Raw genomic sequence first — 26,018 nt, 5'->3', positions numbered from 1 at the left:
CAACTAGCCCTTCCTTAGGAGAAGCTGTGTCCACCCCTCTTTATCTCACATTCGAAGAAGTCGTTCTGCGTTACCGCAATCAGGTCAGCGAGGGTACGCTGGGTAACTGGCGGTCTTATAGAATTGACCCGTCATTCATCAAGATAGGCAAGGCGGTTTTGCATCCAGTCGAGGAGTTGGATCGTTGGGACCGGTCAAACCTCATTGCATGCAAACGAACGAGATCCCATCCGCTTGAAGCCACCGGCATCGGGATTGCAAAAACCTAGTCGTTTCCCGACCTTCACGATCGCTTCCTTTAGCAAAGCAGCGAAGCAACATGTTTCTCTGCTGAGCATAATGGCAAACAACATAGAGTTGGATTCGGATCCGTGCTACAAAGTGATCGTACCATCTCGTGAGAGCCGCTGCGTGACATCTCGGGTTTATCACGATCCGCAACTACGAACGAACCCCAATCACATACCCCTCTCGAACTTAGAGAATTACTAGAGGCTTGCTTCTAAAAGAGATTCTTCCTGCAGGTATGTTGATGCACAACTATCCCGCTCAATACCCGTCGAGAAATCTGGGTCACGCCTAGTCCCGCTCGATCACGAAATTCTATGTGCCTCAGCGGGTTAGCGTGGCAAGGGCCCGCCTGCAATCAAGGCCATGTCTGTCGAAGGTTCGCCGGTATTTGCCCTCACATCACTGACGTATACCGGTGCGCGGCAACATCGAAAGATCGCCATTCACCTCACGCAAGTTCTGCACTTTAAAATGGTCATCAGTACCGAAATAGACCACTAAACCATCGATCGCCTCAGCAGGCACTACTACAAGGCCTACGGAGTAGTTCTGCGTAAAAAAGCCGGTGTACTGATAAAAGGCGGCGTAGATTATATTGAGAGCCGCCCGCTCCCTATCGCTGTACAATCGGCGGATATCCGCCATCACCAACGATAGACCAGCCATGTATTGCCGGACCAATGGAATTACCGGCACCATCCGCTCCCCTGCCCGTGGACCATCCTCCGCGACACCCTCGATCTCCTCAAGCGTGCTTGCCTTGAACTTCCTGTTCTGGCGCAGATCAGTGAGAAGTATGTATGGCGTTGTCCTGACGAACTGATCCTGGCTCTCGTCCTTAGCGTTTGAAGGTAATTTGGCATGGCTCACACCCGAAACCGAGACGCCATGGTGTTGAGCGTGATTACGCAGAGCGCTCATGAAGCGATAGCCGAGTGACGCATCGAACGCCTGGTTAAGACTGGCCTTCAATGCGGATAGATCATTTGTGCTCGCTGCTCCACCGATCGACGATGCCAACTTCTGGCTCTGATCCTGAAAGGCTTTCGATGCCGAAAGGAGATTTGCTAGCGCGCGATGGCAAGAGCGCCGCGCAGTGTCAAAATGATCGTCTTTCCCATGAGGGCGACGCTGCGCGATCTCAAGGGCCGAGAGCCGCAATACCGTCTCCTCGAGATCAAGATAATTCCCCATGGCGACGTCATAGGCTTCCTCGAAGGCGAGGAGCCCGTGGAGGAGAAGGCGGCCGGCTTGGAAACTCTCGTATTGTTCGACCGACATCGGGCGTGAGCGTTCGGGCATCCTTTGCCAAGCGCCTCCCGATGAGAAGCCCACCACTTGGTATGCTCCCTCATTGGGCAGCGCAAAAAGGTTGCTGAAATCCGGCGATACGAGCTTCATTGCCACAGCTTAGCATCTCTGCAGTGCAGGGAATACGGGCCACGTGTAGCGGATGTCTCCCCCCTTTCTCGGCCTTCTCTCCGCTGAGTCCGCCAACCTTCGTGAGGGCGCGTACGCAAAAACTACGATTCGGTTCGACTTCCTCGTGCTGCGCTACCCTTTCTGACCAGATTGCGAGAGTCGTTGTCTTGCACTGCGGCAACATAATCCTTCACCGATTCGCGCAGAACATGGTCGGCCATTGCGAGGAACGTCTTGAGGCGCTGCCTGTATCGAGGCCCCATGCAAGAATTATCCAGACGAATACGACCAGGAAAGCGGCTTGGGGCGGCGTAAAGCTGCCATCCTTGGGGAAAACCAGCCAGGCGCAGGCTTCAGTGCTTGGCAAGCGGCATGGCTGGCTCACCAACGAGAAGAACTCGAAGTAGAGAACAAGAGTGATCGCGAGCAGCGCCAACGGGATTTGCACCCCAAGATGCAACTGGGCGCGTAGTCGCGTCACCGGCGATACGATTGCGTAGAACGCAATGAAAAGCGCGAGAAAACTCAGAAAACCGTCCAGCGTCACTGAGCTTCTCCCGCGGGTCTCGGATGCAAACCCAAGCCTAGAATACTGTCCGAACCACTATTGTCGAAGTCGACGTAGTCTTTGAAGATCGGAATCAAGGCATCGGCCTCAATCGGGGTGTACCCTGGGGATTGGCAGAGGATCACATAGTCGAACAGTTCGGCCGCCCGATAGGCGTCAACCGGAATCTTTCGAAACGCGATGGGCGGCTCAAGGGTGTGCGGCAGGGCACGGAGTTCTTCCCTTGAATGGGCGTCGTGGACACGCGGCACATATCGCAACTCCATGACGCCGCATGCCGGATCGAAATCTCGGAAAAAGAAGGGCATCAGGTCGTCGCCGCTCTGTGTATGATGCACATAAGTCAGGGTTCGGAGCCACCGACACGCCAAGGCATATGACAGATAATTGGCTGGCGAGATTCGCTCCATACCGTTCTTTGGGATTGCTGTGTGCCGATCTTTTGGGGGCAGCCCAAGCAGCCGCCCACCGATGTCTTTCCACGACAGGTCGCCGAACCCGGTTCCCAGGTCGGAATGGGCGTCGATGTGGGTCAGGGTTAGCGGTATGGCGCCGTTTTGGGAGAGCGCTTCGAGGACAGGAAATGCCTCATCGTGGCGGACGACAAACCGCCCCTTGGGCCGGTGGGAGGATGGACCGCATCTCAGTCCGCACTGGTGTGTGAGAAAGCGCCGGAGTTGCTCCTCATTCCAAGGGCGTATCGTCGAAGGTGCCCGAGGCCGCCGATCGACTGAACAGATTTCGTCTAGGAATATATCGAGATCGATATCGGCAATATTCAAGAGTTGCGTCCGTCCGTTGGCGATGGTGAGAAGTACTGTTGCCGAAGGACAGATTTCTCCAGCGCGCGTTAATCTCGATATGTGACGATGAAATGTTGCCAACAGAATTTGGCTGGTGAAGGCTGCAGGGATTGAAGAATGCACAATAGACCAACGGCCCCGACCATAGAGGGCATTCGATCTGGCCTCGTCGCTGAAGGCCAGCGCTACGAGTTCAAGGCGCGCCTGAATCTCGATGAACAACGCGGAAAGTCCAACTTCGTCGATGACGTCGTGGCTTTTCTGAACGCAGGCTCTGGCTACCTGATCGTTGGTGTTCATGAAAAGAAAGGAGCGTTCGAGCGCTTCGAGCCGATGGATGGCGATCGCGACGCGCTGCAACGCCGGATCACCTCGATCATTCAGGACAACATCGATCCGAGGCCATTGGGCGCTGGTGTCGAGTTCCTCGATCTGGACACTGGAGGGTTTATTGTGTCTCGTTCTGCCCGAGCATCGCCTGCGGCCCTATCAGAACAAGATCACTGGCGGCTTCTATATGCGCACCGGCGCTCAAAACACGCCGATCCCCCGCGACCAACTCCATGCACTGTTCACGCCGATCGAAAAGCTGGAAGGCGATACGATACAACTGATGGAGCGTGAAAATGCGGCAGTCGAAGCGCGGGATATCATGCAGAACAACGGCGCAACACTGCATATCGCGATCGTACCGCAAGAGCATTACGAACGTGGGCGTGCGCCCTTCGACCCCGGTCGGTCCGTTCTGAAAGTGATGCCCCATTATCACGGCGGCAACCACGGCATTTTCAAGGGATGTGAAAATGGCGTCGAGGTTCGTGACGCGACGTTTCAGGAGGGGCGCTCGATTTCGCGCTTCTTCATCTCTGATGATTGGCTCGTCCACTCCTATGTTTCTCATCCATTCTCCGTCCGGGATGGAGAGGGACGCCTGACGATCCACGAGTTTCGGGAGGAATTCGCCCGGCATTTGGGAGATATTCAGCTCATTCTGGACGAGTCTGGTATTCGGGGACCATTCGGGGTTCAGTTCGCGGTGAAAAATCTGCGCCGCAACGCAAAACTTGAATGGGCATTCCCGAATGCAAACGTTGCTAACCTGGGTCGCCCGGTACGGGTTGAGCGTGTCGACGAACAAGGTCTCGTGGATCGTTTCTATGACAAGGTCAGAAGCGTTTCGGTCTACGGCCGCTGATCGGTAGGCCGGATGGACCCGACGGGCATTGCGGGTCACGCGTGATCCCGGATGATCAAGATGCAGAGAATTTCCAGTGACTTAGAGGAATCCCGAATGACCGCGGTGGGATGATAAATTACGAAATCTCTTCCAAACTGCTCTCTGTGCTGATTTTGCGATTTTGTTCATTTAAAACAGTATCTTATGGTATAGTTAGACCTGCGAGCCGGTAAAACATTCGCGTATCCAATGTGCTTTTCTGAGGGCACACTCAAGGATGTCGGCGCGTCAGAACAAACCTGTGGTCCCTTCTGGAATTGCCTGGTTGGATGCCAGCTTTTTGGCGCCGCGAGTGAAACGATGGAGCGTCCAGCACCATCTCCACAGTGACCCTGCTTTGCCGACAATCTCGCGGTAGTCCTGCTCCCGACGTGCTCCTCGCTATAGTATGGCCCCGCGCCCAGTACAAAATCGTCGGTTGCTTTGGTCGCAGCTTGGAATAATTATTATGCCCAAATAACAGCAATATGCGTTGTGCGGGGGCAGATGCAGCGACGATATGGAAGGAAATCGAACGGAATTCGTCCATAATGGGGGAATCCGGCTCGCCCTTTTCTGCAGCCGAACAAGGCTTAGGCTATATATTCCAGCCACGATTTGCGCTGCTTAAGATTTTGGAGCTTCCCGAGAGCAGCGCAGTCTTCCTCGAGAAGGAAGACGATGTCGAGTTCGTTACCGAAAATGGCATCAGATCACTCGCCTCACTCAAGCATAAGGCGGGAGGCGACAAGCTGACCAATCTGTCGACCGATTTCTGGAAATCGGTCAGGATATGGTTATCATATTATCGCAAGACCGGAGGCATCGCGTCCGATGGTCAGTTACTGCTCTTTACGACGGCCGAACTCGGTGAGGACACATTCCTTTCCCTGTTCACCGAAAGCGCGGTCGGCGGCAATGATCGGGTCGAGCAAGCGCAGGCGATACTCGCCACCAGTACATCGGCGTTGATCGGCAAGATACGCGAAGAACTCGAACAGTTGAGTGAAGACGAGCTCACAGATTTCTATAACCGGATCACCATCATCGACGCGACGCCCCGAATCAACGATCTGCCAGCGTTGATCAACGTCCATCTGCGCACCATCCGGCGGGAGTCCCGCATGGCCGTGTTCGAGCGCTTAGAAGGCTGGTGGATGGATCTCGCCATCAAGATGCTAACCGGCGAGCGCAGAGAATCCGTCCATGGGTACGAGGTCTCAGACAAATTGTCCGCGATCGCCGAGGAATATCGCACCGACAATCTGCCTATCACTTTCCGGGGACGCCTACCCGACGGTCAGATCGACGTCGCCAATGATCCACGGCTATTCGTCGAGCAATTGCGCGTCCTCGACCTATCGGCGATCCGCATACGCAATGCTATTGTCGACTATTATCGCGCCTTCGAACAGCGCTCGAGCTGGGCACGCGAGAGTCTGCTGATTTCCGATGAAATCGAGGAATACGAGGACCGGTTGGTTGACGAGTGGACGCGCTATCGCGAGATCGTCTTCGAACGGTTGAGCGACACCAGCGATGAAGAGGCCTGCCTTATAGCGGGAAAAGAACTCTACCGCTGGGCAGAAATGGAGACGATGACACTACGCATCCGTGAGCGGGTCACCGAGCCCTATGTGGTGCGGGGGGCCTTCCACATACTCGCCAATGCGAGCCCGCGGCCAAGAGTCTATTGGCATCCCCGTTTCTTCGAGCGCCTTCGACAATTGCTTGGGATCGCTGCATGAAGCGGTGGGACGAACGACCGGTCGAGATTCGCAATCTCTTCAACCCTGCCTTTTGCGGCCTTGTCCTGATGCGCGCGTTATGTGGCTATGAAGAAGAGGACGAACGCGGCATGCCTTTCTCCCTCGTGCTCCTGGTGCTGCCACTCTGTCTCCACAAGCACTCGCGTGAGATCCTGCATGCGGGCAATCGCAGCTATCTGCTGAAGATTGTCGCGACGCACCCCGAATTGCTCGTTGGCTTCCCACATCGCACCACCAATCTATTACCCTACACCCTTGAGGCTCTGGGCTTCTTGATGCAGATGGGCCTGTTCACTGTCGATGCGCAAGGGCGGCTGAAAGCGATGCCGGCTGGCATCCGCAAGTCGGTCACCGGCACTACCGAGACAGTATCCTGCCAGCGCGTCGCGCGTTTTGTCGGAAAGGAATTCGCCCGCGTCGGCGATCGGAGCACCCTCTACATGACGATGGGCGTTCGGCCATGAAGATCAAATCGATCCACATCTACAGCCATGACCGCCGTCGGCGCGACCTGTCCTTTCATGACGGCCTCAACGTTATCACCGGGCGCTCGTCGACCGGCAAGTCGGCGCTATCAGACATCATCGAATATTGCATGGGGCGGTCAACCTTCAACATTCCCGAAGGCATCATCCAAGAGCGCGTCTCCTGGTACGCGGTCCTCTATGCTTTTGAAGGCGAGGAAGTGCTTGTGGCCAAGCCAGCACCGGAACCAGGACGCGGCAGCTGTAGCCTCGCCATGGTGCGCCGTGGGGCTAAGGTCGCCATTCCAGAATTCGAAGATCTCATAGTCAATGACGATGATGATGGCGTGGTGAACCTTCTGTCACGGCGGCTTGGCATTCCGGAAAACACTACCGATGTGCCCATGGATAATAGCCGGGAAAGCTACGACGCCAATATCAAGCACACCTATTTCTATCTATTCCAGAAGCAGACCATCGTCGCAAACAAGGACCAGCTCTTTTACCGCCAGAACGAGCAGTTTCAGCCGCAGACGATCAAGGACACGTTGCCAATCTTGCTGGGTGTGTCGTCGCGAGATCGGTTCAATCTGGAGTCTCGGTTGCGCGCCGCCCAACGCGAACTGCGCCTGAATACCAAATTGATAGACGAGGCTAGATCCGCCATCGACACCTCTGAGGAGCGCGCGATCGGATTGCAGTCCGAAGCGCGGGCGGTCGGCATCCTCCAAGCCGGCCCTGCGGCGGACCTAAAGATCGTCGACCAGTTGCGGGAAGCTCTAACTTGGAAACCGACGCCGGTCCCCGAGGACGATGGTAGGCGTTTGACCGGGATCGAAAATGAACTGGTGACGCTGCGCGAGCAACGTCGCGAAATTCAGCGCCGTCTCGATGCGGCTGAGCAATATGCGAGGCGTGCCGATGGATTCCAGACTGAGGCGGTCGAGCAGCATGACCGACTGACCTCGATCAAGGCCCTACCGGTCAACAAGGCGACCGGCGAATGGCAATGGCCGTTCGCGGAGACGAATCTGGCGTTGGAAAGCCCGATCGCAAAGTTGCTGCTTGCCGATCTGGAGGCGCTCGATCGCGAGATGAACGCCGTCGTCGGCGAGCGCCCGCAGCTCGATGCTTATCTGGACGAGCAGCGGCGTGAACTTCAGACGATCGGAGACCAAATCCGGGCCAAAGAGGTAGAACTGTCGAGCGCGATCGCGGCGAGCGAAATAATCGTGCAATTGGGCAATCGTAACAATGCTGCTTCGCGCGTCGTCGGCCGAATCAGCCTATTCTTAGAAGGCCTACTGCCTGACACCGAACTTGCGCGGCTCGAGAAGGAGCAGCGCCGCTTGAGAGCGCGGGTGGCTGATCTCGAACAACGCATCGGCGCGGACGATTCAGGCGCCCGGCTTGCCTCGACGTTGAACAATATCTCGATGCATATGTCGGGCTATATCGCAGCGCTTGGTGGCGAGTTCAGCCAATATCCGGCACGGCTTGACCTGCACAATTTGACGGTCGCGCTCGACCGCCCCGGTCGCCTGATCTTAATGCAGCGAACCGGAGGCGGCGAGAACCATCTCGCCTATCATCTCGCAGCTCTGCTGGCGCTCCATCGCTTCGCTGCGAACCAGAACCAGCCTCTACCGCGCTTCCTGCTGATCGATCAACCCACCCAGGTCTATTTCCCGTCAGAAGCTTCCTATGAAGCAGCCGGCGGCTCGATCGAAAAGACCGAACAGGACGCCGATCTCGAAGCGGTGAGACGGCTGTTCGAACTGCTGGATAAATTCGCGCGTGAGGACGCACCTGGTTTTCAAATCATCGTCACCGAGCATGCCAATCTGCGCAATCCTTGGTTCCAGGAGGCTTTAGTTGAGCGACCTTGGACGAAACCGCCCGCACTAGTACCGGAAGATTGGCCAGACCTCGCAGAACTCGCGAACTGACTTTTTGGGCCATCGGCCAGATGGGACTGATCCGTGTGCTCGACGAGATTGTCGCGCGGGGCAAGGAGCTTCATCGCCGCGACCTTGAGGAATTCCAACGCTTTCCTGGCTGACCTGTTGCGTCCCCCCGTCATTATAGGCTCGCCTCACGCGTTCGCTCTGTCTAGCGGCAAGGTTAATGCGGCAGTATAGGAGCGGACGCGGTTCAGAGCCCGCGGCTTGTGCTACTGCGAAACTGAGAAAACCTTTCAGCAAGACGATCTCGGTCTGGATAGTCCTGGGCTCGTGTCGGGAATTTGATCAGCTGCCCTGCCATAGCCTTGAGCCCATGCTCAAACATAGGGCCGTCATTCATAGAAAGCAGAGTCTCACTCACATGGATTCGATAATCCGGATCGATACCGATAAGATTTGCATCGAACGCCGCGTGATGAATTTTCGAGAGCGGAAGGCCGTTTTGCACAATCGGTTGCCCCAGCTCTTCGTCTTTATCCGGCATGATGTGAGCAGCGTCGAGCAGCCGCGCCTCCGGCAAGCCTGTTATCGCACATCTGTTGCCATAGGCGTTTAAGATCGCCTCCCGGAACGTCGCCTGATGAAGCCGCTGCCGGACCAGCCGCAAGCCGTATCGCCGCTCCGGCGCGTCCGGAATGGACCATTCCTTGTTCGCTGTGGCTGGAGCTCCGAAGGCGAGGCGCGCCTTCAGCTCCGAGGCTGACCAATCGGCAACGTAGACAGGCCAGATGAAGGTGTAGCGTTGAGGTGCGACGCCAAGAAAATAGAGGATAGGTATCTCGTTGTCTCGTGCCTCTCGGAGCCATCGATTGTCAGCTGCGTCTGCATCCGTTCCCATGAACGCATAGTCGACGAGCTCATCGCCACGCTCGATTTGCGTGTGAACCGTCCGTTGATCATCGTACCAGACGCGCGCGCCGGTCCGCGGATAGACGGTCCGGACGCTCAGCAGATGCTTCATCAACGCCGGTTTGAAGATACCGCGTTGGGGGTTGATCAGCGGAATTCGCTGGCCATCAACGAAGAATCCGGCCCGCAATTCTTCCGCTGTGACTACACCACCGGCGCTCACACGTTTGATGTGCTCTACAGCGGCCAGGCGAATGCGCGTATCAGCAGGATCGTCGGCCATCGTACGATTCCTAGGGAACGAAAGGTGTTATAAAGGACGCGTTCATCCAAGGTACCGATGCTCTCGATGCCAGGCCAGAGCTTCCCCGGATGGTAGGGCCTCCTTGTATCGCGGTGGGCGGACAGAGGTCCCTTGAAGATCATAGTAATGCCGACCGTTATCGAAATCGGCCTTTAGGCGGCGGCTGACCTCGAATCGACTCTCCGGTGAGACGGTTACGTATCCCAAGTCAAAAAGCCTATGGATGTCAGTTCGCAAGAGCAAGCCGTTCGACGGCGCATGCTCTCCACCGGCCTCAAAAGCGTGGATATGGGCCGCGTCCAAGATGGGTAGGGTTTTTTCACCGGAGACCGCGCAGCGCCGCTCATAGCTGTCAGTGATCGTCAACCGAAATGCTCCCTGACCCAATCGCGGCTTGATCAGCGTCGGCTTGCCGAAGCGCTCAGCCATGATAGGCTCCGTATTTCGAATCTCGGGAACCGAGCTCAATCGCTCTGCGACCGCGGACCATAGATGTTGGCCGTCTCTTTCCTCCGTGCTGAATCCCTTGCCGGTCACAATGTTTGGCGACCAGCTCTCCGGAACGGGCAGCCAGAGCTCCCTCGGCCAAAAGAACGGCTGGGTCAGAATTCGGCAGCCAATAACGGGATCCTGTCGATCGTCCAGGATAATCGGATCGCGGCGATAGCTCGCAATTCGTGTCCGCATTTCAGAGCGGCTGGAAACGCCGTTCTTGAGGCCAAAGGCCTCCCAGGCCAGAGACAGCGGCGCGATTGACGCGTGACCGAAAATTCCACCACCAACGATGAAGTTGTTTGGCGCATGTAGCTTGAAGAGGAACAGCTCGCCAGGCTGGAGGGCCCGAAACTGTGTGGTGCCGCTGGGTTGCCAGAAATTGACTTCGTCGTGTGGAGCAGACGCGCTCAACTGGTCAAACCAGGATTTGTCCGTAACAGCGACGAAGAGGCGGACCATGGTCAATCCCGCTGGTCCATTGTGGCCAGGCGCAGACATGCCCCTCGGCTCCGACTAGCTGGTCGCACATCGATCTTTGGCATCACGCGTCCTCCAACCTGCGCAGACGAGCCTTGACCCCATTGCTGATGCTGTCAGCTACTTCGGCAGGAAATGCTTTAGGGAGCGATGCGGTAACCTGCTCGACCGCCGCCAGCGCTTGTGTGCGCAGCTCATCAAAGATCGCGGTAACGACTCCCGCGCCAATCCCTGCCTTGGCGGCGGTCTGGACAAAGTGGCGAGGCATGACGCTGTCGACGACGTAGTGACGGCTGTCACCAACGGCCATGGCCAGTTTCATCTTGTTACGCTTGATCTGGTCTGCGTCGAGGCTGGGCTGCGCCGAAATCACATCGTAGAGCGGGGTCATGCGGAAGCGGCCACCGGGAGAGAGAAAGACGCTGAAATTTTTGGCGTGCCCATCCGTGGCTCCGAGAAGCCAGAAAGCAATCACGGCTTTCAGAAACATCGTTTGATCTGCCTCCGGCTTATCGCTCCCTTTCAGCAGATTGAGGATAGCTGGAATGCCGGGCCCGCCCTCGGATTCGTATTTCAAGGATGGCGGCACGGACAAAGCCTGGCAGCAGTCCTCCTGGGGCAAACGTAGGAGACGGTTGTCGCTGGTCCAGCGGCGATCGAACCTCTCGACCACGAGCACACGGTTGCCTTTAAACTCCTCGATCGCGATGGCGGCGCTCGGAAGTCCAAGAGCTGCTGTCAGCTTGAGGCAGAAGAACTCATTCTCGACGCTGTAGGAAAGATCGATGCCGTTCGGCAGTCGGCCAATCTGTGGTTTGAGGATGTGCGTCGTGGCTGTAGTCGCCAGCGGCTTGTACCAACGCCCTTTCCAGAACAAGAGCGCGGTCTTTTCCTGGGCGCCGGCGATCGAGATCCGGAAGTCCTCGTCCTCGCCGAGCCCAAGGGGAGCTGATGCAAGATCGCCGAGAAGCCGGGCGATTCCCTTGTCGTCGATAAGTTTGCCGTCGATAGCGCCGGCGGCGCCGGGTTCGACGCCGTCCGGCAGGAATTGCAATGCGCCGACGCAGTCCCGTCCGACAGCGGCGAGCAGGTCGTAGGCGTCTATTCCCTGAGCGTGGACTCGCTCCGCCATGCGACGGCGGATGGGCGTGCTGTCGGGTAGGAGATTGTCGAAGACAGCGATGACAGGCGCACCGATATAGCGGTCCTCACGGAGAGGCAAAGATAGCGAGACGGGTAGCGCATGCTCCCAGGCAAGCCAGGACGGATCGTACTGAAAATCGATTGCGCCGCTGGATTGCCTGTTCAGGCGCCCGACGAGACGGCCGTTCAGGAAGACATTGAGCGGGATGTGCCGCCGCGGGCGGGCCATCAGAAGATGTCCTCGATCTCGGCCGGCTTCGCCTTCGTCCTGGGACGGATGACGAACTCGAGGTCGAGCGCTGCGAGAATGTCGCAAAGCGTTCCGAGCTGAGTCCCGGATGCGCCATTCTCGACGGCCGAGATGGTTGCTTGCCGTAGCTTTGTCTTGTCCTTGATGCTGGTTTGGTTCAGGCCCAGCTTACGGCGCTGCCGGCGGATGGCATCTCCGATTTGCTTGGGCGTTCGGGCGATCTGGTCCACGGCGTACCTCTCAAGGCACGCTATATACGCTCCAGGGGATAAATGTCAATATACGCTGGAGAGAATAAGAATCGGCATACTCTTCGGCGTATACAGTAGATAAATACTCTATAGCGTATAATCGCCCCCGTACCTTGCGGAGCGGCTTTCAGGGGCTCTCGCTCCTCATATCCTCCTGATCTCGCGGTAACGACGAACGGTCCTGCAAGCGCGCGTTCACCGGCTTCGGATTGAGGAGCGCCCCCGCAAACGTGGCGCTATCTCGAACCGTCAGCTCAACAACCGCAAAGCTGTCCTCCTGGAGCTCCAAGCGAGCTCGGTCAGGGCTTTCATTGGGACCGTTCATCACGTCATCACCGCCTTCACACTCCGACGTCTATATATCGGCCGCCCCGCTCCATCCATCCGGTACCATCGAGCACCAAAGGCAGGCGAGAGCGTCGCGTCTTCGCAACACTCAATGACTACGGTGGAGTCGAACTGACCCAGAGGATTGGATTGACCACCATTTCTCGTGAGGCACTTTACGATCTTGTCTGGACAGAGCCGGTGCGCACAATCGCGCAGCGCATGGGCGTCTCTGATGTGTGGCTGAAAAAGTGCTGCGCCAAGGCCGACATTCCCGTACCGGACCGGGGCTATTGGGCAAAACTCCGCGCAGACAAGAAGGTCGTCCGCCAGAAACTGCCGCCACGGTCACCGGGAATGGCGATAGACGTGACGATCGGAACCGGTCCGCGCGCTTATCCATGGCCTCCCAATCCTGAGGCCGAACTTGCCGCACCGCCGCCAACTGAACCCACGTTCGCCGAATCTATCGAAGCTGTCATCGCCAGAGTCGACCAGTCACTCGGGAAGGTCCGCTTTGTGCGCGATCTCGGATCGGCACATAGTTTGATCCGCCATCTCCTCGACGAAGATGCGTTGCGTCGTCTGAAACCCAGCGATGCTCCGTACAGGCTCCGTTACAGCGAACCGCTTTTTGATAGCCCATTCGAACGAAGACGGCTGCGGATCCTGAACAACCTGTTCCTTGCCCTGACCAAGGCCGGTCACCAGCCTTGGCTTGGAGAACAGGCCCGCAACGTCGGTGTGACGGTGGGCAGCCAGAGGATCTCGTTCACGCTCGACCACCCCAGGGCCAGGACGCAGCCCAACGGACGAATCCAAACACCGCATGAAGCTTACGAAATCCTGCGGCTGGAAATCTCAGCCACCGGGGATTCCTGGACAGATGATCACAGCGGCCGCATCGAGGATCGACTTAGAGAAATCGTCCTGAAGCTGATCGTGGCTGGTGAGGTTCAGTACCGTGCCAACGTTCACACCGCCTATGAAAACGCATGCCGACGCCGTGCCGAGATGGAGCACAGGCTGGCCGAACAACGCGCTGAGGCAGCCCGACTTGCGCGCGAGAAGGCCCTCAAGGCGGAAGCGGAGGAACGCAAAACATTGCTTCGAATGGCAGCCGACCACCGTGCCGCCCAGGATATTCGCACATTTGTCAAAGCCGCGATGGCGGCCTTCGGTCGGGACAAGGCGATGGAAAGAGCCGCCACAGACTGGGCGGCTTGGGCCTTGGGAGTCGCAGACCAAATCGATCCGGTGGGCCGCCTTCAGATCACCGAGGATGGAACGCCCATTGAGAAACCGGCGGTTGCCCCGGAAGCGGAGCCGGAGAGCCAAAGGAAGTGAGATGCCAGAAGACAACAGGTTGCAGGCTATCAAGCATCTCCTTTTCAATCATGTGCGGAGCCCCTCCTTGCGCCACATCCGGGATCCGCATGCGGTCATCGTGCTCGCGAACGAGATCATGCGCGTCGTCGACGGCCGTAATTCAGTTTGGCTCAAATGGGACGAGCAGCGGGAGAAACTCGTAAAATCGGCCGTAGGCTGCTGGATTCCGTTCGACGATTTGCGCGACTTTCTGAACGGGATGCCTGGACCGGCCCTGACAACGACGGACGTCACCCAGCGTATGCGGGCTTTCGAAGACGAAGACTATTTCTCCTACCCCAAGGAAGAACTGCAGCCGGGCTGTTTGGCGATTTATGAACGTGAGAAAGCCAACGGAACTGAGCTGCCGGCCATTATCGGGCTCTTGCGCGACCATGTCGAACGCGAGGAAGAGCGCCTCAGGACCGAGCAAAGACAACAATATGAGCAATGGCGCGAAAAGGACCGGGTCGCCCGGGAGCAGCGACTTCTGTCCGGCGCCGATTGCAAGTGGACTCAGCTAGCGAAATCGCCCGACTGGCATTGCCGCACGAATGGACGGCTGTACCGGCTCTCGCCTACAAAGGACAAGATGTGGAACCTCTACCGGGCAAACAGCGTCGACAGCCCAAACGGTTCGCTGATCGGAAAATACCAAAGACGGGGTGATGCGTCGAAGGCCGTCGCCCAAGTGGCGTATCAGCCCGACCAACTTTAGGCGGCTGCCAAGCTTCGACGTGGCTGTCTTCCTTGTCAGGATAACACTTCGGGATTCCCATTCTCCGTGATGATCAACCAATCGTGCAACAGGCTGTTGCACGATGGCAGCTACAAAGAATGTCCGTGTCGAGCCTACCTACCTAACGATTGATGAAACTATAGAGCGACACGGCGGCCAAATCGGCGAACGCACATTGCGCAACTGGCGATCATTGCGAATCGGACCATCGTTTATCAACGATCGGCAAAGTAACCCTCCATCTAGTTGAGGAGCTCAATCGCTGCGATCGATCGAACCTGGTCGTGCGTCGACGATCAGGGATCTTTCAAACAAACGAGCCAGCCATTGCAAAGCAAGAAGCCGTAGCTTTTGAGCATTTCGCGCGAATGATGTAGAGCTATCGATGACTGAACGTGCTCTGAGAATTCTCAACATGACTAGATGTTGTCGAGGATGAAGAACACGTTGGATCACAGACTACCGGCCCCAGATCTATACCCCAGCGATTTCTTGACTCAGCTAAAATACCTTCTGGTTCAATGCGATACCTTCTGAGAGAATATTGGTGCACAACCATCCGTCCGGCGACCCGACGCCGTCGCAGGCCGACATCCAGATGACGAAAGCCATCGTCGACATCGCAAAGCCGCTCGGAATCGCCGTGCACGATCACATCATCGTCGGCAAGAACGGGCATACCAGCTTCAAGGGCATGCGGCTGATTTAGCATTGCACTCAACAAGCCCTCCGCTGTCGTCCCGGCTTAGTGCGCAATTGCACACGGGGGCCGGGACCCATAACTACGGGGTTGCGTTGTCGAAGCACGCTGTGGCTCCAGCTTTGCAAGCCAATTTGCTTTCGTGGTTATGGGTCCCGGGTCGCGCAGCGCTTGCCCGGGACGACATCGAGATTGTGGCAGAGAGTCATACGACCGCATTCTCGCGACATCTCTTGCCGAGCCTTGCATCTCGTTCCGCCCGCGTCATACGAACCAAGCGTAACTGCCGCTAAACTAGCCCATGCAACGTTTCCCGCGCGGCGGCGTTTGTTGCAGATTGATCTGACGGCCTGTCAGGGGCCTTGGGGGACCGATGTCCGATTACGTCATTGAGGAGGGGCTGCCCTATCCGCTGGGCGCCCACTGGAGCGGCCACGGCACCAATTTCGCGGTGTTTTCCGCCAACGCGACCAAGGTCGAGGTCTGCCTGTTCGACGGCGAGCGCGAGACGCACCGCTTCGAGCTGCCCGAATATACCGACCAGGTGTTTCACGGCTTCATCAATGGCGTGCAGCCGGGGACGTTCTACGGCTATCGCGTTTACGGTCCCTACCAGCCGGACGGCGGCCACCGCTTCAACCCGAACAAGCTGCTGCTCGATCCCTACGCCTGCGCCCATGCCGGCAGCCTGACCTGGAATCCGGCGGTGTTCGGCTACAAGATGGAGAGCGGCGACGACCTCACCTTCGACGAGCGCGACAGCGCGCCGTTCATGCCGAAATGCGTGGTGGTCGATCCCAATTTCGACTGGGTCCAGGAGGCGCAGCGGCAGGACGTGCATTGGGACGAGACCGTGGTCTACGAGATCCACGTCAAGGGGTTCACCAAACAGCACCCGGGCATCGACGAACATTTGCGCGGCACCTATGCCGGCTTCGGCTCGAACGCTGCGATCGACCATCTCAAGGCGCTCGGCATCACCTCGGTCGAGCTGCTGCCGGTGCATTCCTTCATCAACGACAGCAACCTGCTGGACAAGCACCTCACCAATTACTGGGGCTACAACACCATCGGCTTCTTCGCGCCGGATCCGCGCTACGCCGCCGACGTGCCGAACAGCCTGCGCGAATTCAAGGAGATGGTGTCGCGGCTGCATGGCGCCGGCCTCGAAGTCATTCTCGACGTCGTCTACAACCACACCGCCGAAGGCAACGAGCGCGGCCCGACGCTGTCGTTCAAGGGCATCGACAATGCGAGCTATTACCGGCTGCTGCCGGACAAGCGGCGCTACTACATCAACGACACCGGCACCGGCAACACGGTGAACCTGTCGCATCCGCGGGTGATCCAGATGGTGATGGACAGCCTGCGCTACTGGGCCGGCCACATGCATGTCGACGGCTTCCGCTTCGATCTCGGCACCATCCTGGCACGTGAGGTCTACGGCTTCGACGAGCAGTCCGGCTTCCTCAAGGCGATGAACCAGGACCCGCTGCTCGCGACCGTCAAGCTGATCGCCGAACCCTGGGATTGCGGCCCCGGCGGTTACCAGGTCGGCGGCTTCCCGGCGGGCTGGGCGGAGTGGAACGACAAATACCGCAACGTTGTGCGCGATTTCTGGCGCGGCGAGGCGGCGCCAGGCAGCCTGGCACCGCGGCTGCTCGGCTCGCACGACGTGTTCAACCGCGAGGGCCGCCGCACCTGGGCCAGCGTCAACTTCATCACCGCCCATGACGGCTTCACGCTGAACGACTGGGCGAGCTACAACAACAAGCACAACGAGGCCAACGGCGAGCACAACAACGACGGCTCGTCGGACAACCACTCCTGGAATTGCGGCGCCGAAGGGCCCACGGACAATCCGGAGATCCGCACTTTGCGCGAACGGCAGAAGCGCAACATGCTGGCGACGCTGCTCGCCTCGCAGGGCACGCCGATGCTGCTCGGCGGCGACGAGTTCGGCCGCACCCAGCGCGGCAACAACAATGCGTACTGCCAGGACAACGACATCTCGTGGTTCGACTGGAATTTTTCCGACGACGCCGGGAAGCTGCTCGCCTTCACCAAGCGGATGATCAAGCTGCGGCGCGACTACCCGATCCTGCGCCGCAGCCGCTTCCTCTCCGGCGATCGCGATCCCCAACTCGAGATTCGCGACGTGGTCTGGATCAGCACGACAGGCGCCGAGATGACGCAGGCCGACTGGAGCACCGGCTGGATCAAATGCTTCGGCGTCGTGCTCGACGGCCGCGCGCGCAAGACCGCGATCGCGCGTGAGGGCGAGGACGACACTGTGCTTGTCATCCTCAACAGCTACGAGGGCGAGGTCGACTTCAAGCTGCCGCCGACGTCAGCCGGACCGCGCTGGTCGCGGCTGCTCGACACCAACGCGCCGGAACAGCCGGCAGGCGCGCAGTTTGCGTTCGACGGCACGTACAAGGCGGTAGGGCGTTCGTTCGTGCTCTTCACCGCTGGCGAGGTGAAGTCATCCCCGTAGCCCGTTGGCTCCACTCGGGCTGCGATCCGCCTTCTCCTTCCCCCTGAAAGGGGGAAGGTCGGGATGGGGGTCAGCCGCAGGCGATGCTGCAAGAGAGCAGATCCCCCACCCGCTTTGCTCTCACCAGCAAAGCGACCTCCCCTTTGCAAGGGGAGGTAAGAGTCCCGCGACGCCGTCGGCCAATTGACATTCGGCCGCGGACTGCCAGACTTCGCGGAAAATTAGGGGTGGAGACCTCTGGATGGCCAATCTTTCGGCCTCAAATCACGTCGCCCGTGTTCTGTCGGCGGCCAACCAGGTGGCCGGCGTCGACACCGAGACGCGGATCGCCGCGTCCTGGCGGCGCTGCCTGGTCAATCACAACCTCGATCCGGCCCGGCGCGGGCCGCCGCAGACCCTGACCGAGGCGGAGATCCGGCACATCGCCGAGCCGATGGAGGATTTGATCCAGGTCGCGATCCCCGAGCTCGAGGACCTCGCCCGCGTGCTCCACGATTCCGGCTACTGCGTCAATCTCGCCGATCCCAACGCCACCATGCTGGTGAGCCGGCTGCCCGGGGGCGACTACGCGCGGATGTTCCTGGAGTGGAAGATCTACACCGGCTCGAACTTCGCCGAGACGTTCGAGGGCACCAACGGGCTCGGCACCGCGCTCGCCGAGCAGCGGCCGATCCTGGTGCATGGCGACGAGCATTTCCGCGAGCAGTGGCACATGTTCACCTGCGCGGTGTCGCCGCTGTTCGATCACGCCGGGCGCCTTGCCGGCGCCGTCAACATCACCTCGTGCCGCAGCGACCTCGGCCGCAGCGCGCATGAACTGGCGCTCGCCGTCACCACGGAGGCGACGCGGCGGATCGAGCAGTCGTTCTTCCGCCGGCGCTACCGCGCCTCCTGGATCGCGATGCTGCCCGGCGACGGGCACGGCATGCTGGCCTATGACGACGACCGCCGTGTCGTCGGCGCCTGCCGCACCGCGCGCGCCGCGTTCGGCCTGACCGATGCGATGATCGAGGACGGCATCGACCTGTCGCATCTTATTCAACTCGACGATCGCGCGACGCGTGCCGCGGACGAGCAGGTCGCGCTGCGCCGCGCCGACGGCACGCCGTGGGGCCGCGGCCATCTGGCGCCGCCGGTGCGGGCGCGTTCGCCGCGTCCACCATCCACGCCGCCGCGCGAAAAGCCGGCCGGACAGTTTTCCGGCCTGCACCGGCTGGCGGGCCGCGATCCCGTGCTGATCAAGGGCGTGAAGCGGCTGATGACGGTCGGCAATCTCGATCTGCCGATCCTGCTGCATGGCGAGACCGGCGCCGGCAAGGACGTGTTCGCGCGCGCCATCCATGCGGCGAGCAATCGCGCCGGCCGCAACTACGTCGCGCTGAACTGCGCAGCGATGCCGGAGAGCCTGATCGATGCCGAGCTGTTCGGCTACGAAGCCGGCGCCTTCACCGGCGCGCGGCGCGAGGGATCGAAGGGGCTGATCGTGCAAGCCAGCGGCGGCACGTTGTTCCTCGACGAGATCGGCGACATGCCGCTTTCGCTGCAAACCAGGCTGCTGCGCGTGCTGGAAAACCGCGAGGTCTGGCCGCTCGGCGCGCTGAAGCCTGTCGCGGTCGACATCCGCCTGATCAGCGCCACGCACCGCGACCTGGCGCGGATGGCTGAGGACGGCAGCTTCCGCTCCGATCTGTATTATCGGCTGCGCGGCATGGAGATCCGCCTGCCCGCGTTGCGCGAGCGTGCCGACCGCAAGGACGTCATCGCACAGATCGCCGACGAGGAAGCGCCGCACTGCCGCATCGCGGCCGACGCCTGGGCGCAGCTGATGGCCTATCCGTTCCCCGGCAACATGCGCCAGCTTCGCCACGTGCTGCGGCTCGCCGGCGCCACCGCGGAGCACGGCGTCATCACCGAGGCCGATCTCGATCTGCCGCCGTTCAGCGCACGCGGCGCGGAGGCCGATCACACAGCGGGCGAGCGCACCGCGATCGTCGATGCATTGCGAGCCAATGACGGAAGAGTGACGGACGCGGCCACGGCGCTCGGGCTCAGCCGCGCGACGTTGTACCGGAAGATCAAAGCGTTAGGGATCGCGCTGGACAGCTAGACCAGAACGGCCCCTGCTGTTCCGGCGGTGCGGGAAAGGTGATATCGTACGGTTTTCGCCTTCAACGCCACGGAGCGGGTCCCATGACACGGTTTCCCCTCGCTGTCGTCGTTGGCCTCATTGCCGCGACCATTTCGCAGCCTGCCGCCTCGGATTCTACTGAGCAACGATTGGGCAAAGTCCATTTTGTAACATCCTGCAAGCCCGAAGCGCAGGAGCTGTTCGATCGCGCCATGCTGTATCAGCATTCGTTCTGGTACAGCGCGTCGCGACGAACCTTCGAGGAGGTGCTGGAGGCGGACCCGCAATGCGCCATCGCCTATTGGGGCATCGCGCTCAGCTATCTCTACAATCCGCACGCGCCTCCGCCGCCGGAAAACCTTCCGCTCGGCCTTGAAGCTGCGAAAAAAGGCCAGGCGCTGAATGCCGGCACCCCGCGCGAGCGCGAATACATCGATGCGATCGCGGCGATGTATGTCGACTACGACAAGGTCGATCACCGCACCCGCGTGCAGCGATTCCTCGCCGCCGAAGAGCAGGTCGCGACGCACTATGCCGACGATGACGAGGCGCAGATCGCCTATGCGATCACGCTCAACGTCGCGGCCTCGCCGGGCGACAAGACCTATGCCAACCAGCTGAAGGGCGCGGCGCTGCTCGAACCGATCTTCAAGCGCCAGCCCGAGCACCCCGGCATCGCCCACTATCTGATCCATCTCTACGACTACCCGGCGCTCGCGGAGAAGGGCCTCCCCGCGGCGATGCGCTATGCCAAGATCGCCGAACACGCGCCGCATGCCCAGCACATGCCGTCGCACATCTTCACGCGCGTCGGCTATTGGAAGGAGTCGATCGCCTCGAACAAGGAATCCGCGCGCATCGCCAAGCAAGACGGCGAACAGCAGGACCAGGCGCACGCGATGGACTATCTGGTCTATGCCTATCTCCAGCTCGGCCAGGACAAGGAAGCGCGTGCGGTGATCGACGAGCTCGGCAAGCTCCAGTTCAAGCTCGACCGGTTCGCAGGCCCCTTCGCGGTGGCGGCAAGCCAGGCCCGCTATGTCTTCGAACGCGGCGACTGGAAGGGTGCCGCCGCGCTTCAAGTGCATCCCACCAAATACGCCTATGCGGATGCCATCACCTATTTCGCCCGCGCGGTCGGCGCCGCGCGCTCGGGTGACCCCGCCGCCGCCAAAGCCGATGTCGCCAAGCTGGTCGAGTTGCGCGACAAGTTGAAGGACGCCAAGGACGCCTACTGGTCCAACATCGTCGACATCCAGCAGCAGATCGCGAGCGCCTGGGTGCTGTACGCGGAAGGCAAATACGACGATGCGCTCAGCGCGATGAATGCCGCCGCGGAGGCGGAAGACAAGACCGAGAAGCACCCCGTCACGCCGGGACCGCTGGCGCCGGCGCGCGAGCTCTACGCGGCGATGCTGCTCGATCGCGGCACGGCCAGGGAGGCGCTCGCCGCCTATGAGGCCGTGCTCAAGAAGGAGCCCAACCGGCTAGCGACTTATCTCGGCATGATCAAGAGCGCCAAGGCGGCCGGCGATCAGGCCAAGATCCGGGAATGCGCTGATCAGATTGCCCGGCTCACCGCGGATGCCGATCTGTCGCGGCCGGAGTTGATCGAATTGCGCCAGACGACCGGAAGCAAGCTGTGATGCCACGGGCGACATGGCGCAACGGTGGAGCGGCGCTGCTCGGCGCCGTTGCGCTATCGCTTTGCCATACCCTGCCGCTTGGCGCGATGGAGATCCTCGGCCAGGCCGGCGTGCTCGGCGAATGGGAGCTGACCGGACATCTCACCGAAAGCGCGCCGGGCGCGCCGAGGCAGTTCTCCGGACCGCTCAAGATGAAGCATGTGGGCATCTGCACGCAAGACGGGCCGGACGAACGCGCCGGAGAAATCAAGCTGCAAATCACGGGCGCGGATTCGCAGGTCACCGCCGAGCTGGTGCTGGACGGCGCGCCCTGCACCTACAGCGCCCGCAAGACGCGCAATTACGAGGGCACGCTGTCCTGCGAAGGACGCGCGCCCGTCCCACTGCTGGTGTGGCTCAAATAGCCGATACCGTCAGGCCGCCGGTCGCGCGCGGCGCAGCCATTCGTTCAGATCGATGCGGCCGAGGCGCGCCTCGCCGAGCGGCACCAGCGAGTGCTGCTCGACCCGGCCGCCCCAGTAAAGCGCGTCAGGGTCTTTCACCACCTCGCGCGGGTCGCCCTTTGCCTTCAGATAGCGCGCCACGATCTCGTTGAACGGCGCGCGGTCGGGACCTGCGATCTCGACGATGCCGTTGCGTGGCGGCTCGAGCGCGATATCGGCGACGAACGCGGAGACGTCCTCCGCCGCGATCGGCTGGAACAGGCCGGGCGAGAGCCTCACCGTGTTTCCGACTGCGCCCGCATCGGCGATCGCGCCGACGAATTCCATGAACTGGGTCGCGCGGATGATGGTGTAGGGAATCCCGGACGCCTCGATCAGCTTCTCCTGCGCCACCTTGGCGCGGAAGTAGCCGTTCTCGGGCGTCCGGTCGGTGCCGACGATCGACAGCGCGACATGGTGCTTGACGCCGGCCGGCTTCTCCGCCGCCAGCAGGTTGCGGCCGGAGGTCTCGAAGAATTCCATCACCGCCTTGTCCTCGAACGAGGGCGAATTGGCGAGGTCGATCACGACGGCCGCGCCGGCCAGCGCCCCCTTCAACCCCTCGCCGGTGATGGCGTTGATGCCGTTCTTCGGCGAGGCGGCGACGACGTCATGGCCGCGCTGGCGCAGAATGGCAACGGTCCTTGAGCCGATCAGTCCGGTACCGCCGATCACAACGATCTTCATGGTGATACTCCTTGTCGGTGACGAGGTTTCTTGAGACATGCTTTGCCGGATTTGCCGGCGGCAATCGTCATTGGTACGTCGCGCGACCTCTTGTGTCGCTCTCTCGCACGCAACCACACTATAGCACGCCACGGCTGTTCTGATGTCGCGGAGTCTGTCGTCGTCTGACGAGCATGAGCCGTTGGTGTCTACGCTTGCTGAACCTCCTACCGTCGCGTAGACTAATGCGTGCGTTCCAGCCAGCGTGCTGGGGTACCGAAAGCTTCGGCCGCTGCCGGGATATAACCGCGGGCTCTCTTTCGTGCTGCAACGCAAATGCTGGGCATGACGTATAGCCCGCTGTGCACTCCTTGATTTGATTTCAGCAAACGCAGGAGGAGTCTATGCGGAATTTTATCACCTTTTTCGTTTCCAGCGTGGCAATCGTCGTTGCGGGGTCGACCGCGTTAGCGGGTGAGAAGGTGCTCGAGTTCAAGCTCGTCACCAAGCCTGTCGACGTCAAGGTCATCGAGGCAGCAAACGTCGAGGGGCAGACGGTCGTTTCCGGCAAGTTCTTTGGTGTCGCCATCTTCAGTGATGGCCATATCGGGGTGAAGGAGTTCGTCCATTCAGGAGACATGCTGAAGGGCTCGGGCTCCTATTACGGTTACAGCACCTACACGTTCGAGGAAGGCGCGATCACCGCGCGTTACACCGGCGCGATCAAGGACGGAAAATCAAACGGCGAATATACGATCCTTTCGGGCACGGGCGCTTATGCGAATGCAACGGGCACAGGAACGATCGAAAGCGCGCCGAACCCCTTCAAGGGGGTCAATCTTCTGAACATCAAACTGGTCGTGAGAACGCCGGGGTCATAGCAGCGCAGCGTCCGCGGGACCACGGCAAGGACAGCGACGCCTCACATGAGCGTTGGCTCGGCCAGCGGTCGCACGGCCGGGCCAAAGCCATCAAACGCGTGCAAGACGGGTCGTCAGCATTGCGCCCTCAAGGCGACGCAGCCCGACAGCTCTCAAACGATTGAGAGAGGATCGGGTACCTGGACCCGTCCGCCTCGCGGATGTCAGTACGTTTCAGGAAAATTCGTTCCAGCTCACACGCCGCGCATCGACGTCGCCGAGCTCGACCGGATCATGGATGTTGCGCACGCTCTGGAAGCCGGAGCGCAGATAGATCAGCGGGTCGACTGTGGTCGCGGCGCGGACGTGCTGGACCTCGCCGATGAAGATCGAATGGGTCTTGGTCTCGAGCTCCTGCGCCAGCACGCAGTCGAACGCCGCGACGGCATCCTCCAGCACCGGGGCGCCGGTGGCGCCGGTGGTCCAGCGCCCAAACGCAAAACGGTCGTCGCCGTTGACGCCCTTCTGTCCGGAGAAGGTCAGCGCCAGCAGCGCGTGGTCCTCGTTCAGGAAGTTGATGACGAAATGGCGCTCCTCGCGGATGCGCTGATGCGCGCTGGCGTTACGGTTAACGCAGACCAGCACCGAGGGCGGATTGTCCGACAGCGAGCAGGCCGAGGTCACGGTCAGGCCGGTGCGCTGCCCGGTCTCCGAGCCGACCGTCACCAGCGCGACGGCGCCCGCGCAATGGCGCATCGCCTGCTTGAAACTCTGTGCGTCGACCGTCATGCCGCAAACCCTGTCTGAGCATGATCCGCCGGATCATGCTTCGGTAAAAACACTTCGTTCAAGATATGCGAGGCGGGGTGCGAGGCAAGCCCCGCACCCCGCGCAGCTGTCATGCAGCCTTCTCGAACTCGGCTCCGAGATGCTTGAGCCGCGGCATCACCTCGTTCTTGAGCAGGTCCAGCGAGTGCCGCCAGGCTTCCGGCTTGTGCTTGTAGTCGAAGCCGAACACACAGAGGACGCCGAAGCCGCCGACCTCCCGGTAGATCTTCTCGATCCTCTCGGTGACGGTCGCGGGCGAGCCGACGATCCAATTCCGGCGTGCGCAATATTCGACGGTGACGTCGCTGTCGGGCACGTCGGGCGCGTGCTTCAGATAGTCCTTGAAGCCGAAATGGCCGAGCAGCGGCAGGAAGTACTCGCCCATCATCCGGCCCATCATGTCGCCGGTCGACAGCTTCCACGCCTCCTCATCGGTATCCGCCACGAACACCTCGCGCACCAGCCGCCAGTCCTTGCGGCTCGGCTTGCGGCCGGTCTTGGCGGCGCCGGCCTCGACCGAATCCCAGTGGCTGCCGACATAGGCCGGGTTGAGGTTGAGGCTCATCGGGATGAAGCCGCGCTCGCCGGCGAGCTTCAAGGTGTCCGAATTCTTCGACAGGCCGGCGACGCCGATCGGCGGATGCGGCCCCTGCAACGGCTTGATGTGCGGCTTGAGGAAGTCGAACATCGTGTCCGGCTTGCTCACTGTCCAGTACTTGCCCTTGTGCGTCCAGGGTCCCGGCTCGGACCACATCTTCAGGATGATCTCGAGCGCCTCGCGGGTCATGTCGCGGTTCTGGCCCGACATGCCGTCGACATTGAACATCGCCCAGTCGCTGGGCAGGCCCGAGGCCGCGACGCCGAAGTTGAGGCGCCCGTTCGAGAGATGATCGAGCATCGCAACGCGGTTCGCGAGCTCGGCGGGATGATGATACGGCAGCAGGAAGCCGCCGGGCCCGATGCGCAGATTCTTGGTCTGCAGCAGCGCCTGCGCCACCAGCAGGTCGGGCGACGGGTGCGGCTCCCAGGGTGCGGTGTGATGCTCGCCGATCCAGGCTTCCTGGTAGCCGAGCTCGTCGAGCCAGCGCAGCGTCTGCAGGTCCCAGTCGTGGCCCTCCTTCAATCCGCACTCCGGCGGGTGCGAGGGCATGGTGAAGTATCCAAGCTCCATGTGCGTTTCCTTCGTTCGCGTTGGGTTCAGTCGTGCAATGCGTCTTGCCGCGCATTGCATGACGATCAGCAAGCGCTGTGCCAGCGGAGGAAGTCGCAGGGAATGGGTGAGAACGGCCGGATTTCGGCCGGCTGCGCGCCGGTCAGCGGGCTTGGCAAGGCTAGCGGCGTCTCACCGTCGCGAGACGTGTCGCAACCATGAGACGCGCCGGCAAGCATTCCCGCTGGTTGGCTCGGGCTGCCTTCGCACACACGGAAGCAGATACTCTCGCGGAGACTCCCCCTCACCCGAATTCGAGCTTCGCTCGAATTCGACCCCTCCCCGCAAAGCGGGGCGCGCC

The 26,018-nt window shown here is 60.3% G+C and carries 22 protein-coding genes and 1 pseudogene; 13 read left to right on the top strand and 10 right to left on the bottom strand.

What is annotated here, in order from left to right; translation table 11 throughout:
• Positions 1-690: 690 nt before the first annotated feature.
• The 3 genes from J2R80_RS09475 to J2R80_RS09465 form a co-directional block, all read right to left on the bottom strand.
• Positions 691-1,692, bottom strand: a complete 1,002-nt coding sequence (locus J2R80_RS09475) for a hypothetical protein (RefSeq protein ID WP_253638414.1) — start codon at positions 1,690-1,692, stop codon at positions 691-693.
• Positions 1,693-1,903: 211 nt separating this feature from the next.
• Entirely contained in the window at positions 1,904-2,260 is a 357-nt protein-coding gene (locus J2R80_RS09470; protein ID WP_253638413.1) for a hypothetical protein, read from the bottom strand.
• Positions 2,257-3,063, bottom strand: a complete 807-nt coding sequence (locus J2R80_RS09465) for a hypothetical protein (RefSeq protein ID WP_375162568.1) — start codon at positions 3,061-3,063, stop codon at positions 2,257-2,259. Before J2R80_RS09465 ends, J2R80_RS09470 begins: the two co-directional genes overlap by 4 nt.
• A 138-nt stretch (positions 3,064-3,201) precedes the next feature.
• On the opposite strand from J2R80_RS09465, the gene J2R80_RS43660 reads away from it, so the two are divergent.
• The 5 genes from J2R80_RS43660 to J2R80_RS09445 all read left to right on the top strand — a co-directional run bounded on the left by J2R80_RS43660 (position 3,202) and on the right by J2R80_RS09445 (position 8,482).
• Positions 3,202-3,708, top strand: coding sequence for a helix-turn-helix domain-containing protein (locus J2R80_RS43660; protein WP_375162567.1), 507 nt, complete (start codon positions 3,202-3,204; stop codon positions 3,706-3,708).
• The gene (locus J2R80_RS09460) at positions 3,602-4,279 is read left to right on the top strand and encodes a hypothetical protein (RefSeq protein ID WP_375162566.1); all 678 of its coding nucleotides are present in this window, start codon (positions 3,602-3,604) and stop codon (positions 4,277-4,279) included. Before J2R80_RS43660 ends, J2R80_RS09460 begins: the two co-directional genes overlap by 107 nt.
• A 572-nt stretch (positions 4,280-4,851) precedes the next feature.
• Positions 4,852-6,048 (top strand): ABC-three component system protein, encoded by a 1,197-nt coding sequence (locus J2R80_RS09455; protein ID WP_253638410.1) that lies wholly within the window; start codon positions 4,852-4,854, stop codon positions 6,046-6,048.
• Complete coding sequence (locus J2R80_RS09450) at positions 6,045-6,533, top strand: three component ABC system middle component (protein ID WP_253638409.1); 489 nt, start codon at positions 6,045-6,047, stop codon at positions 6,531-6,533. Before J2R80_RS09455 ends, J2R80_RS09450 begins: the two co-directional genes overlap by 4 nt.
• Positions 6,530-8,482: a DUF3732 domain-containing protein gene (locus J2R80_RS09445; RefSeq protein ID WP_253638408.1), complete on the top strand. Its 1,953-nt coding sequence runs from the start codon at positions 6,530-6,532 to the stop codon at positions 8,480-8,482. Before J2R80_RS09450 ends, J2R80_RS09445 begins: the two co-directional genes overlap by 4 nt.
• A 205-nt stretch (positions 8,483-8,687) precedes the next feature.
• Here the strand turns inward: J2R80_RS09445 and J2R80_RS09440 are convergent, their stop codons facing one another.
• The 4 genes from J2R80_RS09440 to J2R80_RS09425 all read right to left on the bottom strand — a co-directional run bounded on the left by J2R80_RS09440 (position 8,688) and on the right by J2R80_RS09425 (position 12,245).
• Positions 8,688-9,629, bottom strand: coding sequence for an HNH endonuclease (locus J2R80_RS09440; RefSeq protein WP_253638407.1), 942 nt, complete (start codon positions 9,627-9,629; stop codon positions 8,688-8,690).
• A gap of 42 nt (positions 9,630-9,671) precedes the next feature.
• Positions 9,672-10,604, bottom strand: coding sequence for an HNH endonuclease (locus J2R80_RS09435; protein ID WP_253638406.1), 933 nt, complete (start codon positions 10,602-10,604; stop codon positions 9,672-9,674).
• A gap of 82 nt (positions 10,605-10,686) precedes the next feature.
• Positions 10,687-11,994, bottom strand: a complete 1,308-nt coding sequence (locus J2R80_RS09430; protein WP_253638405.1) for a type II toxin-antitoxin system HipA family toxin — start codon at positions 11,992-11,994, stop codon at positions 10,687-10,689.
• Complete coding sequence (locus J2R80_RS09425) at positions 11,994-12,245, bottom strand: helix-turn-helix domain-containing protein (protein WP_253638404.1); 252 nt, start codon at positions 12,243-12,245, stop codon at positions 11,994-11,996. The genes J2R80_RS09430 and J2R80_RS09425 overlap by 1 nt, the downstream gene beginning before the upstream one ends.
• Positions 12,246-12,743: 498 nt before the next feature.
• Here J2R80_RS09425 and J2R80_RS09420 point away from each other — a divergent pair, with 498 nt between their 5' ends.
• From J2R80_RS09420 to J2R80_RS09390, 7 genes and pseudogenes are all read left to right on the top strand, one after another.
• Positions 12,744-13,940, top strand: a complete 1,197-nt coding sequence (locus J2R80_RS09420) for a hypothetical protein (protein WP_253638403.1) — start codon at positions 12,744-12,746, stop codon at positions 13,938-13,940.
• A 1-nt stretch (position 13,941) separates the two neighbouring features.
• Positions 13,942-14,679 (top strand): hypothetical protein, encoded by a 738-nt coding sequence (locus J2R80_RS09415; RefSeq protein ID WP_253638402.1) that lies wholly within the window; start codon positions 13,942-13,944, stop codon positions 14,677-14,679.
• Between the two features lie 562 nt (positions 14,680-15,241).
• A pseudogene (locus J2R80_RS09410) lies at positions 15,242-15,409 on the top strand (JAB domain-containing protein); the annotation flags it as partial.
• 364 nt (positions 15,410-15,773) lie between these two features.
• Entirely contained in the window at positions 15,774-17,897 is a 2,124-nt protein-coding gene (gene glgX / locus J2R80_RS09405) for a glycogen debranching protein GlgX (RefSeq protein WP_253588670.1), read from the top strand.
• A gap of 241 nt (positions 17,898-18,138) precedes the next feature.
• Positions 18,139-20,004, top strand: coding sequence for a sigma-54-dependent Fis family transcriptional regulator (locus J2R80_RS09400; RefSeq protein WP_253588669.1), 1,866 nt, complete (start codon positions 18,139-18,141; stop codon positions 20,002-20,004).
• Positions 20,005-20,087: 83 nt separating this feature from the next.
• Complete coding sequence (locus J2R80_RS09395; RefSeq protein WP_253588668.1) at positions 20,088-21,671, top strand: hypothetical protein; 1,584 nt, start codon at positions 20,088-20,090, stop codon at positions 21,669-21,671.
• Positions 21,671-22,075, top strand: a complete 405-nt coding sequence (locus J2R80_RS09390) for a hypothetical protein (RefSeq protein ID WP_229192436.1) — start codon at positions 21,671-21,673, stop codon at positions 22,073-22,075. The genes J2R80_RS09395 and J2R80_RS09390 overlap by 1 nt, the downstream gene beginning before the upstream one ends.
• A 9-nt stretch (positions 22,076-22,084) precedes the next feature.
• Here J2R80_RS09390 and J2R80_RS09385 read toward each other — a convergent pair whose 3' ends face one another.
• Positions 22,085-22,840 carry an SDR family oxidoreductase gene (locus J2R80_RS09385; protein ID WP_253588667.1) on the bottom strand — a complete coding sequence of 252 codons (756 nt, stop codon included), beginning with the start codon at positions 22,838-22,840 and terminating at the stop codon, positions 22,085-22,087.
• Between the two features lie 383 nt (positions 22,841-23,223).
• Between J2R80_RS09385 and J2R80_RS09380 the strand changes: the two genes are divergently transcribed.
• The gene (locus tag J2R80_RS09380) at positions 23,224-23,700 is read left to right on the top strand and encodes a hypothetical protein (protein WP_057018924.1); all 477 of its coding nucleotides are present in this window, start codon (positions 23,224-23,226) and stop codon (positions 23,698-23,700) included.
• 213 nt (positions 23,701-23,913) lie between these two features.
• On the opposite strand, the gene J2R80_RS09375 is transcribed toward J2R80_RS09380, so the two are convergent.
• Complete coding sequence (locus tag J2R80_RS09375; protein WP_057018925.1) at positions 23,914-24,468, bottom strand: flavin reductase family protein; 555 nt, start codon at positions 24,466-24,468, stop codon at positions 23,914-23,916.
• Positions 24,469-24,577: 109 nt separating this feature from the next.
• Entirely contained in the window at positions 24,578-25,678 is a 1,101-nt protein-coding gene (locus tag J2R80_RS09370) for an LLM class flavin-dependent oxidoreductase (protein ID WP_076831185.1), read from the bottom strand.
• Between the last annotated feature and the right edge of the window lie 340 nt (positions 25,679-26,018).

Source organism: Bradyrhizobium sp. USDA 4541 (assembly GCF_024171085.1).
Taxonomy (GTDB): domain Bacteria; phylum Pseudomonadota; class Alphaproteobacteria; order Rhizobiales; family Xanthobacteraceae; genus Bradyrhizobium; species Bradyrhizobium australafricanum.
Note: the sequence above shows the minus strand (reverse complement) of the source record. Positions and strands in the feature narration are given on the sequence as shown.

Excerpts from the sequence above, each read along its gene's own strand:
- J2R80_RS09455 (WP_253638410.1), top strand. The coding sequence starts at position 4,852 with ATGGGGGAATCCGGCTCGCCCTTTTCTGCAGCCGAACAAGGCTTAGGC.
- J2R80_RS09370 (WP_076831185.1), bottom strand. The coding sequence starts at position 25,678 with ATGGAGCTTGGATACTTCACCATGCCCTCGCACCCGCCGGAGTGCGGA.
- J2R80_RS09400 (WP_253588669.1), top strand. The coding sequence starts at position 18,139 with ATGGCCAATCTTTCGGCCTCAAATCACGTCGCCCGTGTTCTGTCGGCG.
- J2R80_RS09460 (WP_375162566.1), top strand. The coding sequence starts at position 3,602 with ATGCGCACCGGCGCTCAAAACACGCCGATCCCCCGCGACCAACTCCAT.
- J2R80_RS09395 (WP_253588668.1), top strand. The coding sequence starts at position 20,088 with ATGACACGGTTTCCCCTCGCTGTCGTCGTTGGCCTCATTGCCGCGACC.
- J2R80_RS09430 (WP_253638405.1), bottom strand. The coding sequence starts at position 11,994 with ATGGCCCGCCCGCGGCGGCACATCCCGCTCAATGTCTTCCTGAACGGC.
- J2R80_RS09385 (WP_253588667.1), bottom strand. The coding sequence starts at position 22,840 with ATGAAGATCGTTGTGATCGGCGGTACCGGACTGATCGGCTCAAGGACC.
- J2R80_RS09390 (WP_229192436.1), top strand. The coding sequence starts at position 21,671 with ATGCCACGGGCGACATGGCGCAACGGTGGAGCGGCGCTGCTCGGCGCC.
- J2R80_RS09445 (WP_253638408.1), top strand. The coding sequence starts at position 6,530 with ATGAAGATCAAATCGATCCACATCTACAGCCATGACCGCCGTCGGCGC.
- J2R80_RS09415 (WP_253638402.1), top strand. The coding sequence starts at position 13,942 with ATGCCAGAAGACAACAGGTTGCAGGCTATCAAGCATCTCCTTTTCAAT.
- J2R80_RS09475 (WP_253638414.1), bottom strand. The coding sequence starts at position 1,692 with ATGAAGCTCGTATCGCCGGATTTCAGCAACCTTTTTGCGCTGCCCAAT.
- glgX (WP_253588670.1), top strand. The coding sequence starts at position 15,774 with ATGTCCGATTACGTCATTGAGGAGGGGCTGCCCTATCCGCTGGGCGCC.
- J2R80_RS09380 (WP_057018924.1), top strand. The coding sequence starts at position 23,224 with ATGCGGAATTTTATCACCTTTTTCGTTTCCAGCGTGGCAATCGTCGTT.
- J2R80_RS43660 (WP_375162567.1), top strand. The coding sequence starts at position 3,202 with ATGCACAATAGACCAACGGCCCCGACCATAGAGGGCATTCGATCTGGC.
- J2R80_RS09435 (WP_253638406.1), bottom strand. The coding sequence starts at position 10,604 with ATGGTCCGCCTCTTCGTCGCTGTTACGGACAAATCCTGGTTTGACCAG.
- J2R80_RS09375 (WP_057018925.1), bottom strand. The coding sequence starts at position 24,468 with ATGACGGTCGACGCACAGAGTTTCAAGCAGGCGATGCGCCATTGCGCG.
- J2R80_RS09440 (WP_253638407.1), bottom strand. The coding sequence starts at position 9,629 with ATGGCCGACGATCCTGCTGATACGCGCATTCGCCTGGCCGCTGTAGAG.
- J2R80_RS09450 (WP_253638409.1), top strand. The coding sequence starts at position 6,045 with ATGAAGCGGTGGGACGAACGACCGGTCGAGATTCGCAATCTCTTCAAC.